Consider the following 21,906-nt stretch of genomic DNA (forward strand, 5'->3'; position numbering starts at 1 on the left):
GGAAAATAATTCATTCCATAAATAAAGATAAAAGATTATTCCCGAGGGAATATTACAAAGGATGAGAACAAGTAATTGAAGGCACTATACAGCTGATGTTTAGGATAGAAGAATGTTCTTTTGTCATGAAAAAAAACTTATGGTATAATTAACAAGTTAAAAATTAGTTAGGAGTTGTTTTCATGTCAGGTCAATATGAAGTAGGAAGTATTGTAGAAGGTAAAGTAACAGGTATTAAACCATTTGGTGCATTCGTAGCATTGGATGACGAAAAACAAGGTTTAGTACACATTTCACACATTGCACATGGATTTGTTAAAGATATTAATGAGCATTTAAAAGTGGGGGATGAAGTAAAGGTTAAAGTATTATCTGTAGATGAAGAAACTGGGAAAATTTCTTTATCTATCCGTGAAACACAGCCTAAGCCTGAACAGCCAGAGCGTCCAGCCAAAACGGAACGCCCGAGAAGAAACAATACTTCGAAGCGTCAAGAGCAAAGTAATCAAGGACAAGGCTTTAACACTCTTGAGGAAAAGTTAAAGGTTTGGTTAAAGGAATCTAATGAAATCCAAGCTGATTTAAATAAGCGTGTTAAAAAATAAGTAAAAAAGGTAACGAAAAGAGGCAGCTTATAGGGCTGCCTCTTTTTTCCACTTTAATATGAAGTTCTTTAACGTTGCGGCTCTGGACTACGCTCCAACTCTTCATCGGGTTTAAATAAAATTGAAATACAATACAACCCTGCCAATCCTACGAGGGCATAGATGAAACGGGAAAATCCAGCTGCTTGACCACCGAAAATGGCAGCGACAAGGTCAAAACGGAAGAAACCGATTAAGCCCCAGTTTACTGCACCGATGATAGCCAATGTAAGTGCTGTTCGTTGAATTCCGCTCATGCGCTCCTCACCTCCTTATCAGGGGTAGAATCAAGACACAAATAGAAGCGAAAAATATGCTCCTGACCTTAGAATGATTAAAGTAACCTACGATTATGCATAAATGACAAAAAAACTTTTTATATTAGTTCTTAAATCCTTTGTTTTTTCACCAAAACTGAGGGATAATACAAAATGGAAGAAAGTGCAGAAAGCTCATTGTTTTTTCATGACTAAAAATACTTAGTAAGAAATTATGCTTTTATCTAAAAGGAGTGTTTGTATTTGGATTCGTTTATCTTTCAAAATCCCACAAGACTAATATTTGGACAAGAACAAGTACAGCAACAACTAGCTAAACAACTGAAACCGTTTGGAGAAAAGGTCCTCCTTGTTTATGGTGGAGGGAGTATTAAAAGGAATGGATTATATGATGAAGTTTCTTCGATTTTAAAGGAAGAAGGATTTATTGTAAGTGAACTTCCTGGAGTAGAACCGAATCCACGATTGACTACTGTACATAAAGGTGTAGAAATATGCAAAAAAGAAGACATAGATGTGTTGCTAGCTGTTGGTGGTGGAAGTGTTATTGATTGTACCAAGGCTATTGCCGCAGGTGCGAAGTATGATGGAGATGCATGGGATTTAGTTACAAAGAAGTCCCCTGTTAATGATGCTTTGCCTTTTGGAACTATTTTAACTTTAGCAGCAACAGGGTCAGAAATGAATTCCGGATCCGTTATTACAAATTGGGAAACTCATGAAAAGTATGGGTGGGGCAGTCCCCTTGTTTTTCCAAAGTTTTCTATATTGGATCCTCAAAATACAGTGACAGTACCAAAGGACCACACCGTTTACGGAATTGTGGATATGATGTCCCACGTGTTTGAACAATATTTTCACCCTCAAGAGAATTCGTATCTTCAAGAATATATGTGTGAGGCTGTTTTGAAATCAGTGATAGAAGCGGGACCGAAGCTTGTGGAGGATTTAGAAGATGTAGACCTTCGTGAAACTATTTTATACTCAGGCACCATTGCATTAAATGGCATGCTGCAAATGGGCGTAAGGGGAGATTGGGCATCCCATAATATAGAGCACGCCGTTTCAGCGGTGTATGATATTCCCCATGCTGGTGGATTAGCTATTATTTTTCCACAATGGATGAGGCATAACAAAACCCTTGGAGAAAGAAAGCTCGTTAATTTAGCAGTCCGTGTATGGGGTGTCGATCCTTCTGGTAAAACAGATGGAGACATTGCAGAAGAAGGTATCCAAAAGCTCGAGCAGTTTTGGTCTTCATTAGGAGCTCCTAGCAGATTAGCTGACTATAATATTGACGATAGTCAGTTAGAGGTGATGGCTGATAAAGCTATGGTAAATGGATCTTTTGGTAATTTCAATCCATTGGAAAAATCCGATGTATTGTCGATTTTAAGGTCCAGTTTATAAATATGAAAAATTTCGCACTTGGCTGCGGTTACATTTTTTTATAGCTTGATTATTATGCTCTAATTTAATAAAGTTGGATTTATGGAAGTAGTAAGATAAATTGGAGGAGAGAAAATGTCTGATAAATTAACATTTGATTTTTCAAAATCATCATCGTTTATTTCACAACATGAAGTTGATTATATGGGTAGTTTAGTAACTGCAGCCCATGAAGCTCTTCATAACGGATCTGGAGCCGGTAACGATTTTCTTGGGTGGGTAGACCTTCCTGTAAATTATGACAAGGAAGAATTTTCCCGTATTAAAAAAGCCTCGGAAAAAATAAAAGCCGACTCTGATATCTTGTTAGTTATTGGAATTGGTGGTTCTTATTTAGGTGCACGTGCAGCTATTGAAGCATTACAGCATTCCTTCTATAACGTGTTAGATAAAGAAAGCCGCCAAACACCACAAGTGTTCTTCGTTGGAAACAACATAAGCTCTACATATGTTAAGCATTTATTAGAGGTTATTGAAGGAAAAGATGTATCCATTAATGTTATTTCAAAATCAGGGACTACTACAGAGCCTGCAATAGCTTTCCGTATTTTCCGTGATTATTTGGAGAAAAAGTACGGTGTTGAGGAAGCAAGGAATCGTATTTATGCCACTACAGATAAGGAAAAAGGTGCTTTAAAGACCTTGGCAACGGATGAAGGCTATGAGTCCTTTGTCATTCCGGATGATGTGGGAGGACGTTTCTCTGTATTAACTGCTGTTGGGCTGTTGCCGATTGCTGTTAGTGGATTGGATATTGACGCCATGATGCAAGGGGCAGCTGATGCGCGTGAAGCATACAGTAACCCAAACTTAGCAGAAAATGAAGCGTATCAATATGCTGCGGTTCGAAATGCATTGTACAATAAAGGTAAGACGATCGAATTAATGGTTAACTACGAGCCTTCTTTACATTTTGTATCAGAATGGTGGAAGCAATTATATGGCGAAAGTGAAGGGAAGGATGGAAAAGGTATCTACCCAGCATCCGTTGATTTCTCTACAGACCTACACTCCATGGGGCAATATGTACAAGATGGACGTCGTGAATTGTTTGAAACTGTGTTGAATGTTGGGAAAGTGGCGGAAGAGGTTACCATTGAAGAGGCAGCTAACGATTTAGATGGGTTAAATTATCTCGCTGGAAAAACAATGGATTTTGTTAATAAGAAAGCATTTGAAGGAACTTTATTGGCACACTTAGATGGTGGAGTACCTAACTTAATTGTCAACGTGCCGGAAATGAACGAATATCATTTTGGGTATTTAGTGTATTTCTTTGAAAAAGCATGTGCCATCAGCGGTTACTTACTAGGAGTAAATCCGTTCGACCAACCTGGAGTAGAAGCATACAAGAAAAATATGTTTGCTTTGCTTGGCAAACCAGGGTTTGAGGAAGAAAAAGCGAAACTAGAAGCTCGTTTAAACGAAAAATAAATTTATTTTGAGAAACCCCAAAATTGCGTTTAGCATTTTGGGGTTTCAGCATTAAGCTTCCTTTTAACACTAGGCTGTTTTCTAAAAGATTGTTTTTTTGTTATATATGATGTGGCTTGGATAAGCTACAGGGGGATACCTTACGCTTCTCCAAGCTTTTCCAAAAAAGGTTTCAAGTAATTATTGTGAAACCCCATTCAATATGGTAATATTTGTTTAAAGTAAATTTATATTTCTATTTTTATTTAGAATATCCACAATCCGTCTACAACTAGACTCTACATAAAATTAATTGCCTACCAACGTAGAATACAACCTCTTAGCTATCTCAGTGTCTGTTGTTCCTTTGATAATTATCCGGCCCGTTTTAAAAAGGGATATTTGATAATCTTCATAATTTAATCTGAGTAAAAAAGGTGTTTGTTCCACCTTGCCAATTTTTGACCATTTATCTTTCAAATAAGTTAAATCTAGGCTCTCCTCTTCATTCCCTAGGGGTGTTATTTGAATAGCATCGCGGCCACAAAGGGACGAAACCAATTTATCTGAAGTTTTATTATCTAAGTATGCAAATTGTTTTTTTCGACAGCAAGGACAATCAGGGTTTAGGGAATATTGAAATGGAAATGTTTCGTAATCATTTTTCCAAATATCGAGTTGAACCATGTCTTCCCGTCTATAAGTCTCATGCTCTATAAGTAGCTTAAAAGCCTCGGTAGCTTGATAGGATGCAATGATATGGACAGCTGTACTTAGTACACCAACTGTATCACACGTTTCCCCATGTCCTGAACCGACATTGGGAAATAAGCAGGCGAAGCAGGGAGTAATCCCAGGGATGATGGTTGCTGTCATTGCCCTAGAATGAACGACACCAGCATAGATCCAAGGTATTCCGAGTTTTATACTCACATCATTAATAAGAAAGCGAGTTTCCATATTGTCTGTGCCGTCTAAAATTAGATCGGAGCCACTAACTAAGGATTCTATATTTCCGTTGTTAACATCATTAACAATCGGAATAATCTTTACTTCTGAATTGATAATGGAGAGTTTTTCATTGGCAGCAATGGCTTTGGGCTTGTTGCTGTTCACATCTTTTTCGTCGAATAACATTTGACGTTGAAGATTGCTTTCCTCCACAAAATCACGATCTATTAACCTTATTTCGCCAATACCTGCACGGACTAGATGGTTAGCTAAAGCTGTTCCTAATGCACCGATCCCAATGATGCTTACTGTTTTACTTTGAAGCAGCTGTTGGCTTTCTTGTCCATTAGGCCAAAATAATATTTGACGGGAATACTTATTTACATTTACATTCATTCTCACCGGCTCCTTTGCTTTATTTAAAGCTATATCGACGCTATTAACATATGAGATTCTAAAACTAGTTTATAGGATATATTTTACAAGTGAAAGAGCATTTTCGAAATATTTAGGAAAAGTTCATCATGTAATACTATATAAATATTTTTTTACCATTAGGGAGGGGTTTCAAGTGGAACTAGGAGGTTACAGAAATCACGAAGCATGGATTGATTTAACAGAAGGGAAAGTGGAGTATCGCAAGCTAAATGAGGAAAATTTGCGGAAGTATGTAGGTGCAAGGGGTCTTGGAGTTAAATATATGGTTGATAACAAAGTGTATGAAGCAGATCCTTTTTCAGCAGAAAATCTTTTAGCAGTTATGACAGGTCCCCTTACAGGTACTCGTATTCATATGAGTGGTCGTTTATGCACAGTTACCCGTTCACCGTTAACAGGTACAGTAACAGATTCCCATATGGGAGGTTGGACCGCAGCAAGATTAAAGTGGGCGGGCTTCGACAACTTAATTTTTAAAGGGATTAGTGAAAAACCTGTGTATTTATATGTAGAAGATGGAAAAGTGGAATTGCGTGATGCTTCCAGTCTCTGGGGAAAAGGTGTCCGTGGGACGATTAAAGCTTTGCAAGACTTACATGGAGATAAAGATGTAAGTGTCATGGCAATCGGACCAGGGGGTGAAAACCGAGTTCGTTACGCTGGTTGGATGAATGAGGACGACCGTGCTTCTGGCCGTGGTGGTACAGGTGCCGTTGCTGGTTCAAAAAATCTTAAGGCGATTGTTATTAAGGCTTCTCAAAAGGGAAATATGCCAGAGCCAGCGCAGCCAGAAAAATATCCAACTGCCATTAAAAATGGTCTAACTGCATTAGTAGAAGGAGCTTTAACTGCTCCTAAAAAGGGTGGACTTTCTGTCTATGGAACAAACGTATTGATGAATATTATTAATGAATCTGGTGCATTACCTGCGAGAAACTCACAAGAGACTCATTTTGAAACTGCTGATGAGATTAGTGGAGAAGCAGTTCGGGAGGAAATTTTAGTTGGTGACCCTACCTGTCATGCCTGTCCGGTAGCCTGTAAGATAGAGGTTGAGGTGAAAGACGGAAAATACAAAACAAAGGTTGAGAGTTTCGAATATGAATCAGCTTGGGCACTAGGTCCTAACTGTGGAACTTCAAATAAAGAGGCAGTTGCATTTATGATTGACCTTTGTAACGAATATGGAATTGATACGATCGAGCTAGGAAATGCCTTCTCTGTAGCAATGGAAGCTTACGAAAAAGGATTAACGAAGGACCGCCTTGATTGGGGCGATGTGGATACAATGATTAACTGGATTGAAAAAATAGTCAACCGCGAAGAAGGGATTGGTAATGTCCTTGCTGATGGTCCAGGTCGAGCGGCAGAATTCTTTGGAGATAAAGGTTTAGCAATGGTTGTTAAAAATCAAGCTATTCCTGCCTATGATCCTCGGGGAATTCAAGGTATTGGTTTAGGTTATGCAACGAGCAACCGCGGTGCTTGCCACTTAAGGGGTTATACAGTTGCCTCTGAAATAGCAGGTATTCCTGAGCCAACCGATCGATTAGCAGTAGAAGGAAAAGGGGAGCTCTTAAAGATATTCCAAGACCTTTTGGCATTTTCCGACTCCTTAGACCTTTGTAAGTTCTCCTCCTTCTCCGAAAACGCTGACTTATACGCGGAACAATATTCTGCCGTCGTTGGAATTAACTTAACTGGCGATGATATAATGACTATTGGAGAGCGTGTCTATAATATTGAACGATATTTTAATAACAAAGCTGGTTTTGTTGGAAAGGACGACACTTTACCAGAGCGTTTCCTTAAGGAACCTGCCACTGGAAACTCTAAAGGTCATGTGAGTCATTTACCTGAAATGTTAAAAGAGTACTACAATGTTCGAGGCTGGGTAGATGGTATAGTACCGGCGGAAAAATTAAGAGAGCTTGGTATTGAAGAAGGTGTGGAAGCTTAGATAGGATTTTAGAGGTGCCCCAAAGACCGGTGTGGTCGTGGGGCACTTTTTAATAAGGCTGTTTGCGCATAGATTCGATTTTTTCCCATGGTCAATCATTTTACCCGCCAACGCGAAAAGTCTTCTTACGAAATGATGCTAATATGCTAGTTAACCGATAACGATCATTAGCTTCAAACGTTACATAAACTTTAGGGACATCTGATTGAAGGAAATGAAATGTCTCTTCCTCCGATACAATGCAGTTCCAGCCATTGCTTCTAAATAGAGTATCACTCACCTGAACCCCACCAAGCTCTACTACATATTTACAAACATCTTTCCTAGAAATTCCCCTGATTTCTAATCTCTCTTTAACCACTCAACCACCTGCTACTGGTGGGAATAGGGCAACTTCATCTGTTACCTTTAATTTAGTTTCTAAACCATCTAAATGAATGATATTTCGGCCATTTATAAAAACATGAATCATTGGTTTTAATTCTTTTTTATCAGTAAATAATTCTTCTTTCATTGGGGGGAATTCTGTAGTTAAATCATCGAGCACAGAATGAATGGATTGACCTTCTTCTATATGTAAAGTTACTTTTTTCCCACCGCAAATATCACGGAAGTTTGCAAATACTTTTATATCCATTTTCTCATCTCCCTTTTCTTCATTATTTAATAAATAGACAAAAATTTCAATTATTTTCTTTGAAATAAAAATAGAAAAGGGCGCCACTATTTGGCACCCAGTCGATTAGCCTAACTACCAAGCGTACCCTGTCCAAGCTACTGCACCAATGATTACTAATAGGATAAACACAACAAGGATGAAAGCAAACCCTGCTGCAAATCCCGGTGCTGGTGCTGGTTTAACACAATCTGACATGCTCCATAACCTCCCTTCCCAACGGAGAACTCAATACAACATATTCATTTCCCCCTAACATTGTGTAGTCATTAATGGATTCGGACAAAAATGGGTGTGAATATGTAAAGGCAACTGAAAAAGAAAAACACTCTTTTCAGTATTCTCGATTTGTACCATTAAATTTTTCATAGGGGAAGATGCTTTAGGACAAGATAAAAGAAGAAATGAAATAAATTGGAGGGATTTTCAATGTTTGAGGTGCCATCACCATTGGAAAACCGTGAATATAAGCTCATTGATTTAGAAAATAAATTAAAGCCACTAGGATATGTTATAGGCGGTGGTTGGGAGTATGATCACGGATATTTTGACTATAAGATTGACGATGATGGAAGCTATCTGTTTGTTAGATTGCCATTTACTGCTGTAAATGGGGAATTAGACACAAAAGGGGTAGAAGTTAGGTTAGGCCGCCCATTTTTATTATCCCATCAATATGAAGGTGGAAATGACCACGATAATGAAGAAGATCCTAATCCTTGGGTGAATCAATTTGCTGCACCAGCAAACCCCGATGCCATCATTCCATCTCAGTGGATTGCAACGGGGAAAGATTATATAGAGGAGCTGGAGCAAGTGATTTTGTACGAAGGAGATAGTAATCCTACTCAATAATATTATATTCTATTGAAAAAAATCAGTATATCACCCTTTAATAAGGAGGACCCTTTATTTGGATGTAAAATAGTCTCGTTGTCACGTCGTATTCCAATTAAAAAACGGTCCTCCGTTTGACATTCTTCGATTGCTTTCTTAAAGCTCTCGTTAACCAATTCTGAACGAAGGGGTTCAAAGGATAACTGATCTTGTTTTTCATGCCTTAACATTTGGGATATAACATCCGTCATTCCATGATACAAAATTCCGTTTATCATTAACAAACTTAAGTAGTTAGAGCTTTGGATTATTTCATCAGCACCGGCCCGTTCTGCATTTTTTATTTGATTAGGGGTAACTAGCTCCACGATGGAATAGATTGCAGGTTGAATCCCTTTTACCGTTAGAAGTGTTAAAACAGAATTTGCATCTGCAACCTTTTCATTTATGTGTAAGTTAGCTGTTATTATAACTGTGTGAGCTTCTTTTGCATTAGCTCTGATGAAGGTTTCATCTATTGTTGGAGACCCTTTTACGAATACAACATTAGGACATTCTTCAGGTCTTTCTTGTAAGGATTCGTCAATTAATATTAACTTTGTGTGACTATTAATTTTTCTGATTTCTTTAATTAACTGCTGACTCCGTTCATTCCAGCCTACAATAATATAGTGGCCCGATTTATGATAGGAAGTCCCGCCTTTTTCTCGATCCTGCCTTGCTAAAACGGTAGAACTGGCGAGATTTGAAATGAAAAAGGAAAAAAGGGCAATGCCAGATATAATTAAAAGCATTCCAAGTATTCTTCCAATAACACTTTCAGGAACAAAATCTCCGTATCCAACCGTCGAAATGGTGACAATGGCCCACCAGACTCCATCAAAAAACGTAGGAAATGCCCCAGGCTCAATAAAATGAATGATATACCCCACAAGGAAAATGAAAAAAAGAACGATTCCAGTCATTCTTAGAAGCCCATGAAATTTACTATAGGATTGGACAATAAATTCGAAACGAAACATAACATCAGTCCTTTTAGCTATCTCATTTCCAGTATGTACAAAACCTGGTGCATCTCATTCACCGATTTGGTATGATAGAAAGGATGGAAGGGGAGTATGACATGGTTGAAGCAATCATTTTTGCGATTACGATTTTTATTGGATGGGTTATTTTTGATACAGTCAAGCATAAGAGAGTTATTAAAGAAAACGTATGGTCTGGACTTGTAACAGCTATTGTTGCTGGTGTATTTTGGTATATATTGTTTGTCGTTTTCTAGAAAATAATGAATTTTTATTATGAAAAAATATTTTTTTCACATTTTCGACATAATTCTTTGAAAAAGACTTGATAAATGTTCACAAAGTAGCTATAATTCATAAATGTAGAAGCTTTCACATAGATATTTAAAAAAGCTTTTCAAATAGATATTTGTGGGGCGTTGGCGCAGTGGGAGCGCATCACACTGGCAGTGTGGGGGTCGTCGGTTCGAATCCGATACGCTCCACCACTTACATATTTTTTATCATTCATAATACTTACATTACTTAACTATTGTGTATAACGATGTGGTTTCTCGTAGGAAGCGAGGAGTTGCGTCGTTTTTTATTTATTATTAACGTTCTTTTCCTTAAACAAGTGATTCAAACGGTCGAGACTTATATTAAGTTCATAATCCACTATTAGACATTTTGGTTTGATAAGATGATGAATGCGATCGGTTGGGCGAAGGGAATAGAGTATTCAATCTATGCAACTTCTCGGGTTTCATTTTGCGTATTTTTCCCTAGAACATTAATTATGATTACACCTGATAGGGCTATTAAGCCTCCGATCAGGGAAAGGGTTGTTGGCCATTCGCTAAGCCAAATCCATGCCACGATAACGGCAATGGCCGGCTCTAGGTACATCATGCTAGTTACTGAGCTAGCTTTACCAGCAGACAGAGCAATTGCCCATGTAACATAAGCGATTGCTGCAGGAAAAATACCTACAAATAATGCTGATAAATGTGCTTCCATGCTAGCATTTTGAAGAGAAGTGGAAAGGCCTGGAGTAAAAATAAAAAATGGAATTGTCCCAGCCCAAGTGAGGTATGCCGTTAATTCCAGGGCCGTATAACGAGCTAACAGTTGCTTTTGAAAAACAAAAAAGAAAGATGTAGCTAAAGCAGAAATTAATACAAAAAAGGTCCCGACAGAGAAATCCAGGTTTGGACCAGCTGCTCCTAATTTAATACAGATAATACCACTGAAGCCTATTCCAAGTCCTAACCAGCCTACAGTACTCAAACGCTCTTTTAAAATCATCACGGCAATGATTGCTGTGAAAATCGGTGCAGCACCAATTAACATCCCTGCTGTTCCAGCAGAAATTGTTTTCATACCAAAGGTAACGCCAATATGGTACACGCTAATTCCAATCCAGCCTAACATTATGATTCGGATAACATCACCTTTACGTGGTAACCGAAACTTAATCCCTGGGCAAAAAGCAAAAAGAACGAATATTGCAGAGGCAATAAGATAACGAACGAGTACTAAATGACCTGCATCATATCCCCCTTGCAAACTAGCACGAATAGCTGCAAAAGCAGATCCCCATATAATAATAGTAATTAATGCCATTGAAAAAGCCTTTGCATTCAATCTCCATTCTCCTCTCTTAAAACCAACCAATTCATTTCTTTTTGTTTTACTACTTCCAATTTTATAGATACCCTGATAAAATGTCTTCAACCAGTTAGAGAAATAAAAACCAACCAGTTTAAATAAGATACTAAAATAGGGAGCTTATCTTATGGGAAACACAAAATATAAAAAAATAGTTAATTTTATAACCGATAAAATTACTAGAGGAGAATGGTCAATAGGAATGAAAATTCCGAGCCAACGGGAATTAGCCAGTCTATTTGAGGTGAATCGAAGTACAGTAATAACTGCTTTAGAAGAACTAAAAGCCGAGGGGCTATTAGAATCTAAGATGGGGCAAGGGACAATGGTTACAAATAATACGTGGACACTTTTGGGTGTATCGAAACCAGTAAATTGGAATGAAAATGTTTCACTTGGCTTTCATAAGCAAAGTATGAAAATGGTTAAGGATATCAATGAAATTGAAACAAAAAAGGGTCACATCCAACTAGGAAAAAGTGAATTGTCACCTGAAATGTTTCCTGCTAAACAGTTAAAGCAAATCATGAAAAAGGTAACCGGGGATCTTTCACCTCTTAGTTACGAAGAACCAAGGGGGAATTATCAACTCCGGCAGGCCATTTGTAGTTACTTAGAAAAGAAAGGAATTTTCACATCTCCAGACTCGATTTTAATTGTATCAGGAGCTTTGCAGGCACTGCAGCTTATAGCTATTGGTCTATTAAGGAAAGGTTCAACAATATTTCTTGAAAGACCTTCCTATGTGTTTTCTCTCTCCGTTTTTCAGTCAGCAGGGATGGACCTTCGTGGTCTACCAATGGATAGAGAGGGTCTATTGGTAAATGAAATATCAAATAATCAAGAAGGAAAAGGAAATACAGTTCTATACACCATTCCAACTTTCCATAATCCAACTGGAATTACATTGGGCGAAGAGAGGCGGAAAGAACTATTACACGTTTGTGAAAAAGAACAGATCCCCATCATAGAAGATGATGTGTATGGTGATCTGTGGATAGATGATCCTCCGCCTTTAGCCCTAAAAGGACGGGACCGATATGGGAATGTGTTATACCTCGGAAGTTTATCGAAAACATTAACCCCCGGTCTGCGAATAGGCTGGATAGTGGGCCCGGAGTCTGTAATTGAGAGGCTATCTGATTTAAAGATGCAAACAGATTATGGATCAAGTTCTTTATCTCAACGAGTAGCTTTGGAATGGTTATCCAGTGGTTTATACGAATCTCATCTATCGTTTGTAAGACAACAACTTAAAATCCGAAGAAATGTAGCTGTTAAAGCTTTATCACAACATTTGAAAGGATTAGCATCGTGGTCAGTACCGGAAGGGGGCTTTTTTATATGGGTAAAAATATTTCGACCTTTACATAACCAACATTTATTTGAAAAAGCGTTAGCCGAAGGTATTCTCCTTAATCCTGGAAACATATATGCACATGAGGCGAATCAATATATTCGTCTATCGTATAGCTATGCTTCTTTTGAAGAAATCAACTGGGGTATCTCTCAGTTAGGGAAAATTCTAAGGTCCATGCAATAACGGATCTTACATTAGGGATACAGATGAAGGCACAACGAGCAGATAAAATCCGCTAGCTGTGTCTTTTTTCGTGCTAAACTTCCGATTGTCCCCTTATAGAACCACCCCCCTATTTTACTGTAAAAATTATAGATTTAATGGACTAATCATAACAGTCCTCACGAATCCATTGATTCATTTTCTGATCATACCTATATTTATAAAGAAGAAGCCCTAGAATTTATTTCCATTATATTGTAAGCGTTTCATTTATTGCGGGCTTCCATAAATAAGATTGGTGTTGAGTATTGGGAGGTGATAAATTACCGCTGCAAAAAAAGGAGAGGGAAATGTAGAGAAGAACGACTAATTTATCTAAAACTAGGAGGGAAACTATGAAACAAAGAATGGGTATCTTTCTATCTGTGTTTATTGTTATGGTTACTGTTTTACTTCCGGGTAATGTATTTGCTAATCAACCTGAATCGTCTTACTGGTATCCGGAAACGTTGTTGGAATGGAGTCCGGAGACAGATCCCCACGCTAAATACAACCGTAGTACGGTACCATTGGCAGAGAGGGAAGTGTTATTTCCTGTTAACGAAACACAACAAACGGATGCAAAGCTGGTAGCCCTATCTGCATTGAATTCCAGCACGAGTGGAGTTCCTTCACAGGGGGGGACTGAGTTTTTTGCCAATACGTTCAGTTACTGGCAATATGTAGATTTAATGGTCTATTGGGCAGGGTCTGCGGGAGAGGGAATTATTACCCCTCCTAGTGCTGATGTTATTGATGCCTCCCATCGAAATGGTGTACCAATCTTGGGGAACGTCTTCTTCCCACCTAAAGTATATGGTGGTCAAGAGGAGTGGGTGGATCAAATGTTGGCGCAACGGGAGGATGGTTCCTTTCCAGCTGCGGACAAACTGTTGGAAGTTGCGGAGTACTACGGGTTTGATGGGTGGTTTATCAACCAAGAAACGGAGGGGGGAACTCCGGAGACAGCGGTAAAAATGCAAGAGTTTCTCATTTATTTACAAGATAATAAGCCAGAGGAAATGCATATCATGTGGTACGATTCTATGATTTCCTCTGGAGCGATTCGCTGGCAAAACTATTTGAACGACAATAACAAAATGTTTTTGCAAGATGAAGATACTAGAGTTGCTGATAGTATGTTCCTAAACTTCTGGTGGTGGAACAATAGTCAGAAGAGCTCTCATGAAAAGGCGTTAGAACTAGGGAGAAGTCCATATGATTTGTACTCAGGCATTGATGTGGAAGCAAATGGTACCAATACGTATGTAAATTGGTCAAATTTGTTTCCTGATGGGGAAGCGCCTCATACCTCATTAGGAATTTACCGACCGGACTGGGCATTTAAAGTGACGGATAACATGCAAGATTTCTATGCAAAAGAACAGGAGTTTTGGGTTGGACAGTCAGGAGACCCTACGAAAACGGGGAATAATCCTGACAATTGGAAAGGGATGGCCCATTATTTCACTGAAGCGACGGTTATCAATGAATTACCGTTTGTAACACATTTTAACACAGGGAGCGGGCAATTCTTCTCCATAGACGGGGAAGTGAAATCAGATCAGTCTTGGAATAACCGAAGCTTGCAGGATGTTCTTCCTACTTGGCGATGGATTCGAGAAAGTGATGGGGAAGCACTGGCCGTTGATTTTGATTGGGAAGAAGCTTATTTTGGGGGAAGCTCCTTAAAAGTGTATGGTGAGTTATCACCGGAAAATGCAACCAATGTAAAGCTATATAAAACCAATTTAGAAGTGGATAGAGACACAGAGATTTTCGTTACTTATAAATCTTCATCGAAGAAACCAAATATGAAAGTGGGAGTAAGCTTTGATGGGGACAAGGATGAGTTTGAATTCTTCCAGCTTAGAAAACAAAGCCATGATGGTTGGGTTACAGAAAGGATAAAACTGAAGAAATTTGCTGGGGAAAGGATTACTACTTTATCCTTATTTTTCGAGAGTGACGAAGTGATCCATGACTATCAGCTAAATGTCGGAGAGCTGAAGGTTACCAGTAAAAATCAAGATAAGGTAGTCCCTGAGGTTCCTGAAAATCTGGATTTAAGCAAAACGTTTGATGAAGGGTTATATGCGGATATTTCCTTGTCTTGGGAAGGAAAAGGAGAAGTGCGCCATTATGAAATTTACCGTAATCTTGAGAATGGTGAAAAAGAGTTCGTAGGTGCAACTCCTAATAATGTGTTCTTTGTTCCAGAGTTAAGAAGAGACGGAAAAGAAAGTACAACTACCATCGAAGTAGTTGCTGTCAGCAATGACTTCATTAGAAGTGCTGGTACAACTAGGACATTTGAATGGCCGCCATATCCAACACCAAAGGCTGATTTTACGGTGAGTCAAACCTTTGCTGCACCAGGAAGTGAAATTCAATTCTTTAACCGATCCTCAGAAGCTACGGAGGAGGTAGAGTGGATCTTTGAAGGTGCAACGCCTTCTACAAGTACCGAACTGAACCCAACGGTCGTATATGAAGAAGAGGGGACATACAGTGTCCGATTAATTGCAAGAAATAGTGAAGGAGAAGATATCGTCTTTAGGGAAAACATTATCACTATTTTAGAAGATGCCAGTGATATTAGAAACCTTGCTTTAAATCAGCTGGCGACAGCAAGTGGACAATGTGCTCCAAACGAGGGGCCAAGTTATGCGGTAGATGGTAAAGTGACCAACAACAGTAAATGGTGTGCGATTGGGTTGAATCACTGGCTCAAGGTTGACCTCGGTGACGTCTATCAGTTATCGCAGTTTGTAATAAAGCATGCAGAAGCTGGGGGAGAACCCGCAGCATTCAATACCCGGTCATTTACGATCGAAACGAGCGTGGATGGAGTGGCTTGGGAAAATGCAGTATTCGTAACAAATAATTCATTAGCCATAAGCGAGCATTCGATTCCATTAACAGAAGCTAGGTATGTCCGCTTGACGGTTCACCAACCGACACAAGGTGGAGACCAGGCTGCAAGAATTTATGAATTAGAGGCATATGGATTCTAGTAATGCAAGGGATGCAATAGGCGATTTTCTGCCCACTAATAGTTACTAAATTAAAGTGGCAAAGTCTATTTTCTCGGAGTTTATTTTTAGAATTAGGTAAATTGTCCAGGGGCACTGGAAAAGGGGCGCTATCTCCCTTTACCAGTGCCCCTATAAATTTTAGTATAGCCGTCTGTTATACCTTTCCCTTTCGGTAAAGAAGAATCGATCCATTAACCTAATGTCAATTTTAAAGTTTTTCTGCGATTATTAAAGGACTTGGGTGAATTATATTTAAAGTCTTTTTTTTTCTTTATATGATGAATGTATGAGAATGTAAACGATTTCTCCATAGAAAGGGGTTAATGGCGTGAACAATAGATTCCCAGAGGGGTTTTTGTGGGGGGCAGCCGCATCAGGACCACAACTAGAAGGGGCAGGAAGTAAGTATGGAAAAGGGAAAACAGTTTGGGATTACTGGTTTAAGACGGAGCCGGAAAAATTCTATCAACAGATCGGTCCAGAAACAACCTCAAACTTTTACGAACAATATAAGGAAGATATTGAATCGATGAAGGAGATTGGCTTTAATTCTTTCCGGACGTCTATCTCATGGGCGCGGCTTTTGCCCGATGGCAAGACCATCAATCCAGAAGCGGTTAGCTTTTATCGAGATGTTTTTAGTAGATTAAGAAACAATGGTGTCAAGCCGATCACCAATTTATATCACTTTGATATGCCGTATCGCCTTCATTTGAAAGGTGGATGGGAAAATCGGGATACGGTAGAGGAATTTGCCCATTACGCCAAAGTGGCTTTCGAAACTTTCGGTGACCTCGTGGATACGTGGGTGACCTTTAATGAACCGATCGTACCTGTTGAGATGGGTTACTTAAATGATAAGCATCTCCCTGCGGTATATGATATGGGGCGGGCCACACAGGCGGCTTATTTTACGCTCCTGGCCCATGTGAAGGCCGTTCGTGCGTTTCGTGAATCTGAGCAAACAGGAGGAATTGGTATTATCTTGAATCTAACACCTAGTTATCCGAAGAGTGATCAGGAGGAAGATCGGGAAGCAGCGAAGTGGGCTGATATTTTCTTTAATCGGAGCTTCTTAGATCCGGTGGTGTTAGGCAAGTATCCAGAGGAAATAACGGAGTTTTTAGAAAGAGAATCGATCAGTGTTCTCTACACAGAAGAAGAGATAGCGTTGATTAAGGAAAATACCGTTGACTTTTTGGGAGTGAATTATTACCAACCAAGACGAGTCCAGAGGGGAGATAAGAAAGCAGGGGTAGGTTTGGACAAGTATTTTCAATCATACCAATGGCTAGAGGCAAGGATCAATCCCCATCGAGGCTGGGAGATTTACGAGAAGGGGTTGTATGATATCGCCTTGAACATTCGCGATAACTATCGGAATATTCCTTGGTATGTTGCGGAAAATGGGATCGGAGTGGAAGGGGAAGAGGCATTTCTGGACGAGTTCGGGGAAGTTCAGGATGACTATCGAATCACCTTCATGGAAGATCATCTCCGCTGGCTTCTAAAGGGGATAGGGGAGGGGTCTAATTGTTACGGTTACCACGTATGGACCTTCCTCGATAATTGGTCCTGGCTAAATGAATATAAAAATAGATACGGTTTGCTTCGACTAGATTTAGAGACACAAGCTCGAAGGAAGAAAAAGAGTGCCTATTGGTTTAAACAAGTGGCGGAGACAAATCAGCTTCCGCAAAGTGGTGAGTGAAATGAATTGCTTATTGACAATTGACATCGGTGGTACGTTTACAAAATTTGGATTAGTTTCAACGGAAGGGGAGTTGACGGAAAGACAGCAGAACCCCACTCCTGAAACATTGACGCAATTCCTTTCCCTTGTAGAAATTTATTATCACAAACATCAAAATCATTACGGGATTCAAGGAATCGCTATCAGCTGCCCGGGGAGTGTCACAGAATCGGGGAAGATACTCGGATACAGTTCCGTCCCCTTCCTTCATAAGGAGAACATCCGGGAAAGAGTGGAGCGTTACTTTCAGCTTCCAACAACGGTGGAGAATGATGCCAATTGTGTTGCCCTTGGGGAAATGTGGAACGGGGCAGCTAAAGGTATGGATACCTTTGCCTGTATTGTTTGCGGTACGGGGATTGGGGGGAGCATCGTTATGAATGGAAAACTTCATAAAGGCGTTAATTTACATGGTGGCGAATTCGGATATGTGCTTTTTTCCAACACGAACGAAGAATTCCATACCTGGAGTGAGCTCGGTTCTTCCTCTGCTCTCACGAGACGATTAAGGCAGACAGCTCCTTATTATGAGAATTGGACGGGACCCCTTGTATTTGAAAACGCAGAAGAACACAAGGAGGCGAATGAGTCGGTTGCTCTCTTTTTTCGAACGTTGGCTATGGGGGTCTTTACGATTCAGTACATCATTGACCCAGAAAAGATAATCATCGGCGGAGGGATTACCCGCCAAGAAAGTTTTATGAAGGAATTAACTGCCCATCTAGATGTTTTGTTTGAAGCGAAGCCGTTTGCGAAAGTACGACCGAACGTGTCGGTATGTCAAAACTTGGACAATGCACAGTTATTCGGGGCCGCTCATGTCTGGTTGGAGAAATACGGAAGGGGTGTTTCCATTGTTTAATCATATAGGGTCTTTCTTTACCGAATCCAGTTATTGGATATGGAGAATGATGCAATTAAATTGGTTGTGGTTGAGTCATATTTTACTTGGGGGTGTCGTGTTAGGGGTGTTCCCGGCGACCGCGGCGATGTTTGCCATGACAAGAAAATGGCTCCGGGGAGAGCTGGACCAGCCGCTGTTTCGGGATTACCACCATTATTATCGGCAAAATTTCTGGAAGGTGAATGGGTTAGGCTGGATTTACTTCGCTATAGGTGCATTCCTTGCCTTTGATCTTCATTTAGTAAGTCAAATGAACGGAGTGATTGCCTTAGTTAGCAGTCTGTTACTCGTAGTAATGTCATTGGTTTATTTGTTCTCTTTCTTTTACTTGTTTTCCTATTACGTTCATTTTAACCAAACATTTAAGCATTACTTAATACAGCCATTTATTCTCACGCTTCTAAGCTTTAAACAAAATCTGCTTATTGCTATTGGCTTAGGTTTAGTCGGTTATTTAATCTACAACATACCTGGATTAATTCCGTTTACGCTCGGAGTCATGCCATCCTATTGGGTGATGAAAGTCTCCTTGAATCGTTTTCGGGAAATACAGGCTAAGTCAGAATCTATCGTTGGAGGGACATCATGATGCAAAAGAAAACCGCACATATTATATCCCACTCCCATTGGGATCGGGAATGGTATATGTCATTAGAAGAACACCGTTATTACTTAGTGAAGTTATTTGATGATTTGTTGGAAAAATTAGAGGAAGATCCTGACTTTCATAGCTTTCATTTAGATGGTCAAACGATTATGGTCGATGATTATCTCGCTGTACGTCCTGAGAAGGAAGAGGAAGTGAAGAAATATATTTGGGAGGGAAGATTGGTCATCGGACCTTGGTATATTTTGCAGGACGCTTTTTTAACAAGCTCGGAAGCGAATGTGAGAAATCTCCTTTATGGGATGCAAACAACGAAGGAGTTTGGACAAGAGGGAAATCTCGGTTACTACCCGGACACATTTGGCATTTACGGCCAGGCACCCCAATTACTAAAGCAGGCGAAGATCGATGTGGCAGCGTTTGGGAGAGGGGTGACACCGACAGGCTTTAATAATCAGGTGTTCCATCAAGACGATTATTCTTCGCCGTATTCCGAATTAAAGTGGGAGTCTCCTGATGGGTCATCGGTACTGGGTATTTTATTTGCCAATTGGTATTCGAACGGAAACGAGATCCCGGAGGATCGGGATGAAGCGAAGAACTATTGGGAGAAGAAGTTGAAGGAGTCGGAGAAATTCGCCTCCACTTCTCAACTCCTTTATTTGAATGGATGTGACCATCAGCCTTTACAGAAAAATGTTACAGATGCGATCAAGGTGGCAAATGAGCTATATCCGAATGTGGAATTTAAACACTCTAGTTTTCAGGAATATATTGAGGAAGTAAAACAAGAACTACCGGAAGACTTGCAAACGATACGGGGAGAATTACGAAATCAAAAAACAGATGGGTGGTCAACCCTTGTGAATACAGCCTCGTCGAGAATTTATTTGAAGCAGGCAAATGATCGTTGTCAAACTTTACTGGAGCGAGTGTTGGAGCCGTTAGGGTTACTCGTTTCCGATAAAAACCTACACCGGGACTTCGCGGCGTTTTACTGGAAACTTCTAATGGAAAATCATCCTCATGATAGCATTTGCGGTTGTAGTGTGGATTCTGTGCACCGTGAAATGACCACCAGGTTTGATAAGGTGGAAAAGGGAGCCTTAAAGTTCGTAGAGGAGCAAGCGAGGGAGATTGCTGATAACATCGACACGGTCCATGAAAAGGAAGACGCGATTCCATTAGTTATCTTCCAAACAGGTGGAGCACCGATAAAGGAAGTGATCAAGAAGAAGGTAGCGGTGAAGAAAATCTACTTTGATGAAATACCTTTCGCGGAAATCCCTGACAAGCTGAAAGGGGGATCACTCCCTTCCTATCATCTAGAACGTGCCGATCAATCGATTGTACCGGTGTCGGTGAAAGATTTAGGTGTGAAGTTTGGCTATGAACTTCCTCAAGATAGATTCAGAAGGCCTTATTACGCCCGGGAAGTGGAAGTTACTTTCTTGTACGATTCCTCCAATACCGTGGGGTATGAAAGATGCTTCCTCGTTCCAACTGCAGAAGGAAACAAGGAAGAAGAGGCAGGTTGCATTTGGAATACGGCCGGAAATAAATTAGAAAATGAAAACCTCATTGTACAGCTTCACGATAATGGTTCTTATACGTTAGTGGATAAACGATCAGGCATCGAATATAAGCAACTTGGGATCTTAGAGAACACCGGAGATATTGGTAATGAGTATATGTTTAAAGCTTCCGGTGATGGTGAAAGCATTACAAACGAGAACAGCAACGTAACTGTGAAAGTACTAGAAAATACTAGCGAGCTTGCTTCGGTTGAAGTCACAACGTATTTTTCCGTTCCAAAGGAGGCTGACGAACGCTTAAAAGAGGAAAGGGAAAACCTCGTTTGGCATCCAGAACGGAAAGCGGGCAGAAGCAAAGAGATGGAACAAATCATGATTCAATCTGTGATGACCCTCGAGAGGGCAGGGGAAGGGTTGAAAGTGAAGGTTACTATGAATAACCTTGCAAAGGATCACCGTCTTCGTGTTTTATTCCCAATCGGTGAGGGCAGCTCCCATCACTATGCGGACAGTATTTATGAAGTGGTAGAACGTCCAAATCAACCGGAAAGTCAGTGGACCAACCCATCTTTCGACCATCATATGCAGCGGTTTGTGAGCTTAAATAATTCGGAAAAAGGCTTAACGGTTGCAGCAAAGGGACTGCATGAATACGAAATTAAGGATGATAACACGATCGCAGTAACAATACTAAGGTCTGTTGGTGAACTGGGAGACTGGGGAGTATTTGACACCCCTGAAGCGCAATGCCTTGGGGAGAATGAGGCTGAATTTATGGTGATTCCCCATCAAAAGGACATCTTCACCTCTCGTGCTTACTTAACTGCCTATCAGTATCCGTTAGCATCGACGGTCATACAAACGAAGCAAAAGCAGGGGAACGCTTCTGAAGTGAAAGAGCTCTTTACGTGGGAAGGGGAAAAGCTTGTGATTACCGCTTGCAAACCATCCCTTGAAGGAACGGGAATGATTATTCGCTGGTTTAATCCTACTTCTGAAACAGTACAGCTTTCATTTGAAGTAGGAGCCGGTAAGCCAATCTATCGATCTACGATTTTAGAAGAAAAACTAGATTCCGTTGGAGCTGGCACAGCGGAACTAAAAGTGAAACCATACGAAATCTTTACCCTATTAATAGAAAATTAACGCGACTATTTTATCTAAACCAACACAAGGAGAAATGCGAG

The 21,906-nt window shown here is 40.0% G+C and carries 19 protein-coding genes and 1 tRNA gene; 13 read left to right on the forward strand and 7 right to left on the reverse strand.

What is annotated here, in order from left to right:
- Nucleotides 1-182: 182 nt before the first annotated feature.
- Nucleotides 183-605, forward strand: a complete 423-nt coding sequence (yugI, locus tag J2S74_RS15785; RefSeq protein WP_307327057.1) for a S1 domain-containing post-transcriptional regulator GSP13 — start codon at nt 183-185, stop codon at nt 603-605.
- A gap of 68 nt (nt 606-673) precedes the next feature.
- Here yugI and J2S74_RS15790 read toward each other — a convergent pair whose 3' ends face one another.
- Nucleotides 674-901, reverse strand: a complete 228-nt coding sequence (locus J2S74_RS15790; protein WP_088076342.1) for a DUF378 domain-containing protein — start codon at nt 899-901, stop codon at nt 674-676.
- 264 nt (nt 902-1,165) lie between these two features.
- Here J2S74_RS15790 and J2S74_RS15795 point away from each other — a divergent pair, with 264 nt between their 5' ends.
- Together J2S74_RS15795 and J2S74_RS15800 are read left to right on the forward strand one after the other, a co-directional pair.
- Nucleotides 1,166-2,332, forward strand: a complete 1,167-nt coding sequence (locus J2S74_RS15795) for an iron-containing alcohol dehydrogenase (RefSeq protein ID WP_307327063.1) — start codon at nt 1,166-1,168, stop codon at nt 2,330-2,332.
- 114 nt (nt 2,333-2,446) lie between these two features.
- Nucleotides 2,447-3,805: a glucose-6-phosphate isomerase gene (locus tag J2S74_RS15800; protein WP_307327065.1), complete on the forward strand. Its 1,359-nt coding sequence runs from the start codon at nt 2,447-2,449 to the stop codon at nt 3,803-3,805.
- 288 nt (nt 3,806-4,093) lie between these two features.
- Here the strand turns inward: J2S74_RS15800 and J2S74_RS15805 are convergent, their stop codons facing one another.
- Nucleotides 4,094-5,131: a ThiF family adenylyltransferase gene (locus tag J2S74_RS15805; protein ID WP_307327067.1), complete on the reverse strand. Its 1,038-nt coding sequence runs from the start codon at nt 5,129-5,131 to the stop codon at nt 4,094-4,096.
- A 175-nt stretch (nt 5,132-5,306) separates the two neighbouring features.
- Between J2S74_RS15805 and J2S74_RS15810 the strand changes: the two genes are divergently transcribed.
- Entirely contained in the window at nt 5,307-7,133 is a 1,827-nt protein-coding gene (locus J2S74_RS15810) for an aldehyde ferredoxin oxidoreductase family protein (RefSeq protein WP_307327069.1), read from the forward strand.
- A 100-nt stretch (nt 7,134-7,233) separates the two neighbouring features.
- Here J2S74_RS15810 and J2S74_RS15815 read toward each other — a convergent pair whose 3' ends face one another.
- From J2S74_RS15815 to J2S74_RS15825, 3 genes are all read right to left on the reverse strand, one after another.
- On the reverse strand, nt 7,234-7,494 hold the full coding sequence (locus J2S74_RS15815; RefSeq protein ID WP_307327071.1) for a MoaD-like domain-containing protein: 261 nt from the start codon (nt 7,492-7,494) through the stop codon (nt 7,234-7,236).
- Nucleotides 7,495-7,770, reverse strand: a complete 276-nt coding sequence (locus J2S74_RS15820; protein WP_307327073.1) for a ubiquitin-like small modifier protein 1 — start codon at nt 7,768-7,770, stop codon at nt 7,495-7,497.
- Nucleotides 7,771-7,884: 114 nt separating this feature from the next.
- Nucleotides 7,885-8,007, reverse strand: a complete 123-nt coding sequence (locus J2S74_RS15825; protein ID WP_307327075.1) for a YjcZ family sporulation protein — start codon at nt 8,005-8,007, stop codon at nt 7,885-7,887.
- A 231-nt stretch (nt 8,008-8,238) separates the two neighbouring features.
- Here J2S74_RS15825 and J2S74_RS15830 point away from each other — a divergent pair, with 231 nt between their 5' ends.
- The gene (locus J2S74_RS15830; RefSeq protein WP_307327077.1) at nt 8,239-8,664 is read left to right on the forward strand and encodes a YugN-like family protein; all 426 of its coding nucleotides are present in this window, start codon (nt 8,239-8,241) and stop codon (nt 8,662-8,664) included.
- 2 nt (nt 8,665-8,666) lie between these two features.
- Here J2S74_RS15830 and J2S74_RS15835 read toward each other — a convergent pair whose 3' ends face one another.
- The gene (locus J2S74_RS15835; protein WP_307327079.1) at nt 8,667-9,668 is read right to left on the reverse strand and encodes a potassium channel family protein; all 1,002 of its coding nucleotides are present in this window, start codon (nt 9,666-9,668) and stop codon (nt 8,667-8,669) included.
- Between the two features lie 71 nt (nt 9,669-9,739).
- On the opposite strand from J2S74_RS15835, the gene J2S74_RS15840 reads away from it, so the two are divergent.
- Together J2S74_RS15840 and J2S74_RS15845 are read left to right on the forward strand one after the other, a co-directional pair.
- On the forward strand, nt 9,740-9,928 hold the full coding sequence (locus J2S74_RS15840) for a hypothetical protein (RefSeq protein ID WP_307327081.1): 189 nt from the start codon (nt 9,740-9,742) through the stop codon (nt 9,926-9,928).
- A gap of 156 nt (nt 9,929-10,084) precedes the next feature.
- Nucleotides 10,085-10,159, forward strand: a tRNA-Ala gene (locus tag J2S74_RS15845).
- Between the two features lie 238 nt (nt 10,160-10,397).
- Here J2S74_RS15845 and J2S74_RS15850 read toward each other — a convergent pair.
- Nucleotides 10,398-11,297, reverse strand: coding sequence for a DMT family transporter (locus J2S74_RS15850; RefSeq protein ID WP_307327083.1), 900 nt, complete (start codon nt 11,295-11,297; stop codon nt 10,398-10,400).
- A gap of 151 nt (nt 11,298-11,448) precedes the next feature.
- Between J2S74_RS15850 and J2S74_RS15855 the strand changes: the two genes are divergently transcribed.
- The 6 genes from J2S74_RS15855 to J2S74_RS15880 all read left to right on the forward strand — a co-directional run bounded on the left by J2S74_RS15855 (nt 11,449) and on the right by J2S74_RS15880 (nt 21,865).
- On the forward strand, nt 11,449-12,864 hold the full coding sequence (locus tag J2S74_RS15855) for an aminotransferase-like domain-containing protein (protein WP_307327085.1): 1,416 nt from the start codon (nt 11,449-11,451) through the stop codon (nt 12,862-12,864).
- A 374-nt stretch (nt 12,865-13,238) separates the two neighbouring features.
- Entirely contained in the window at nt 13,239-15,899 is a 2,661-nt protein-coding gene (locus J2S74_RS15860; protein ID WP_307327087.1) for an endo-beta-N-acetylglucosaminidase, read from the forward strand.
- A gap of 349 nt (nt 15,900-16,248) precedes the next feature.
- A complete protein-coding gene (locus J2S74_RS15865) occupies nt 16,249-17,631 on the forward strand; it encodes a glycoside hydrolase family 1 protein (RefSeq protein WP_307327089.1) in 1,383 nt (460 codons plus the stop codon).
- Between the two features lies 1 nt (nt 17,632).
- A complete protein-coding gene (locus J2S74_RS15870) occupies nt 17,633-18,535 on the forward strand; it encodes an ROK family protein (RefSeq protein ID WP_307327091.1) in 903 nt (300 codons plus the stop codon).
- Nucleotides 18,528-19,166 (forward strand): YesL family protein, encoded by a 639-nt coding sequence (locus tag J2S74_RS15875; RefSeq protein ID WP_307327093.1) that lies wholly within the window; start codon nt 18,528-18,530, stop codon nt 19,164-19,166. The genes J2S74_RS15870 and J2S74_RS15875 overlap by 8 nt, the downstream gene beginning before the upstream one ends.
- Nucleotides 19,163-21,865, forward strand: a complete 2,703-nt coding sequence (locus tag J2S74_RS15880; protein ID WP_307327095.1) for an alpha-mannosidase — start codon at nt 19,163-19,165, stop codon at nt 21,863-21,865. Before J2S74_RS15875 ends, J2S74_RS15880 begins: the two co-directional genes overlap by 4 nt.
- Nucleotides 21,866-21,906: the final 41 nt, after the last annotated feature.

The sequence above is a fragment of the Evansella vedderi genome, from assembly GCF_030813435.1.
Taxonomy (GTDB): Bacteria; Bacillota; Bacilli; order Bacillales; family Salisediminibacteriaceae; genus Evansella; species Evansella vedderi.

Bases quoted from the DNA above. Each gene is read 5' to 3' on its own strand.
- J2S74_RS15825 (WP_307327075.1), bottom strand. From the start codon at position 8,007: ATGTCAGATTGTGTTAAACCAGCACCAGCACCGGGATTTGCAGCAGGG.
- J2S74_RS15800 (WP_307327065.1), top strand. From the start codon at position 2,447: ATGTCTGATAAATTAACATTTGATTTTTCAAAATCATCATCGTTTATT.
- J2S74_RS15880 (WP_307327095.1), top strand. From the start codon at position 19,163: ATGATGCAAAAGAAAACCGCACATATTATATCCCACTCCCATTGGGAT.
- J2S74_RS15790 (WP_088076342.1), bottom strand. From the start codon at position 901: ATGAGCGGAATTCAACGAACAGCACTTACATTGGCTATCATCGGTGCA.
- J2S74_RS15840 (WP_307327081.1), top strand. From the start codon at position 9,740: ATGATAGAAAGGATGGAAGGGGAGTATGACATGGTTGAAGCAATCATT.
- J2S74_RS15835 (WP_307327079.1), bottom strand. From the start codon at position 9,668: ATGTTTCGTTTCGAATTTATTGTCCAATCCTATAGTAAATTTCATGGG.
- J2S74_RS15820 (WP_307327073.1), bottom strand. From the start codon at position 7,770: ATGGATATAAAAGTATTTGCAAACTTCCGTGATATTTGCGGTGGGAAA.
- J2S74_RS15855 (WP_307327085.1), top strand. From the start codon at position 11,449: ATGGGAAACACAAAATATAAAAAAATAGTTAATTTTATAACCGATAAA.
- J2S74_RS15860 (WP_307327087.1), top strand. From the start codon at position 13,239: ATGAAACAAAGAATGGGTATCTTTCTATCTGTGTTTATTGTTATGGTT.
- J2S74_RS15830 (WP_307327077.1), top strand. From the start codon at position 8,239: ATGTTTGAGGTGCCATCACCATTGGAAAACCGTGAATATAAGCTCATT.
- yugI (WP_307327057.1), top strand. From the start codon at position 183: ATGTCAGGTCAATATGAAGTAGGAAGTATTGTAGAAGGTAAAGTAACA.
- J2S74_RS15870 (WP_307327091.1), top strand. From the start codon at position 17,633: ATGAATTGCTTATTGACAATTGACATCGGTGGTACGTTTACAAAATTT.
- J2S74_RS15805 (WP_307327067.1), bottom strand. From the start codon at position 5,131: ATGAATGTAAATGTAAATAAGTATTCCCGTCAAATATTATTTTGGCCT.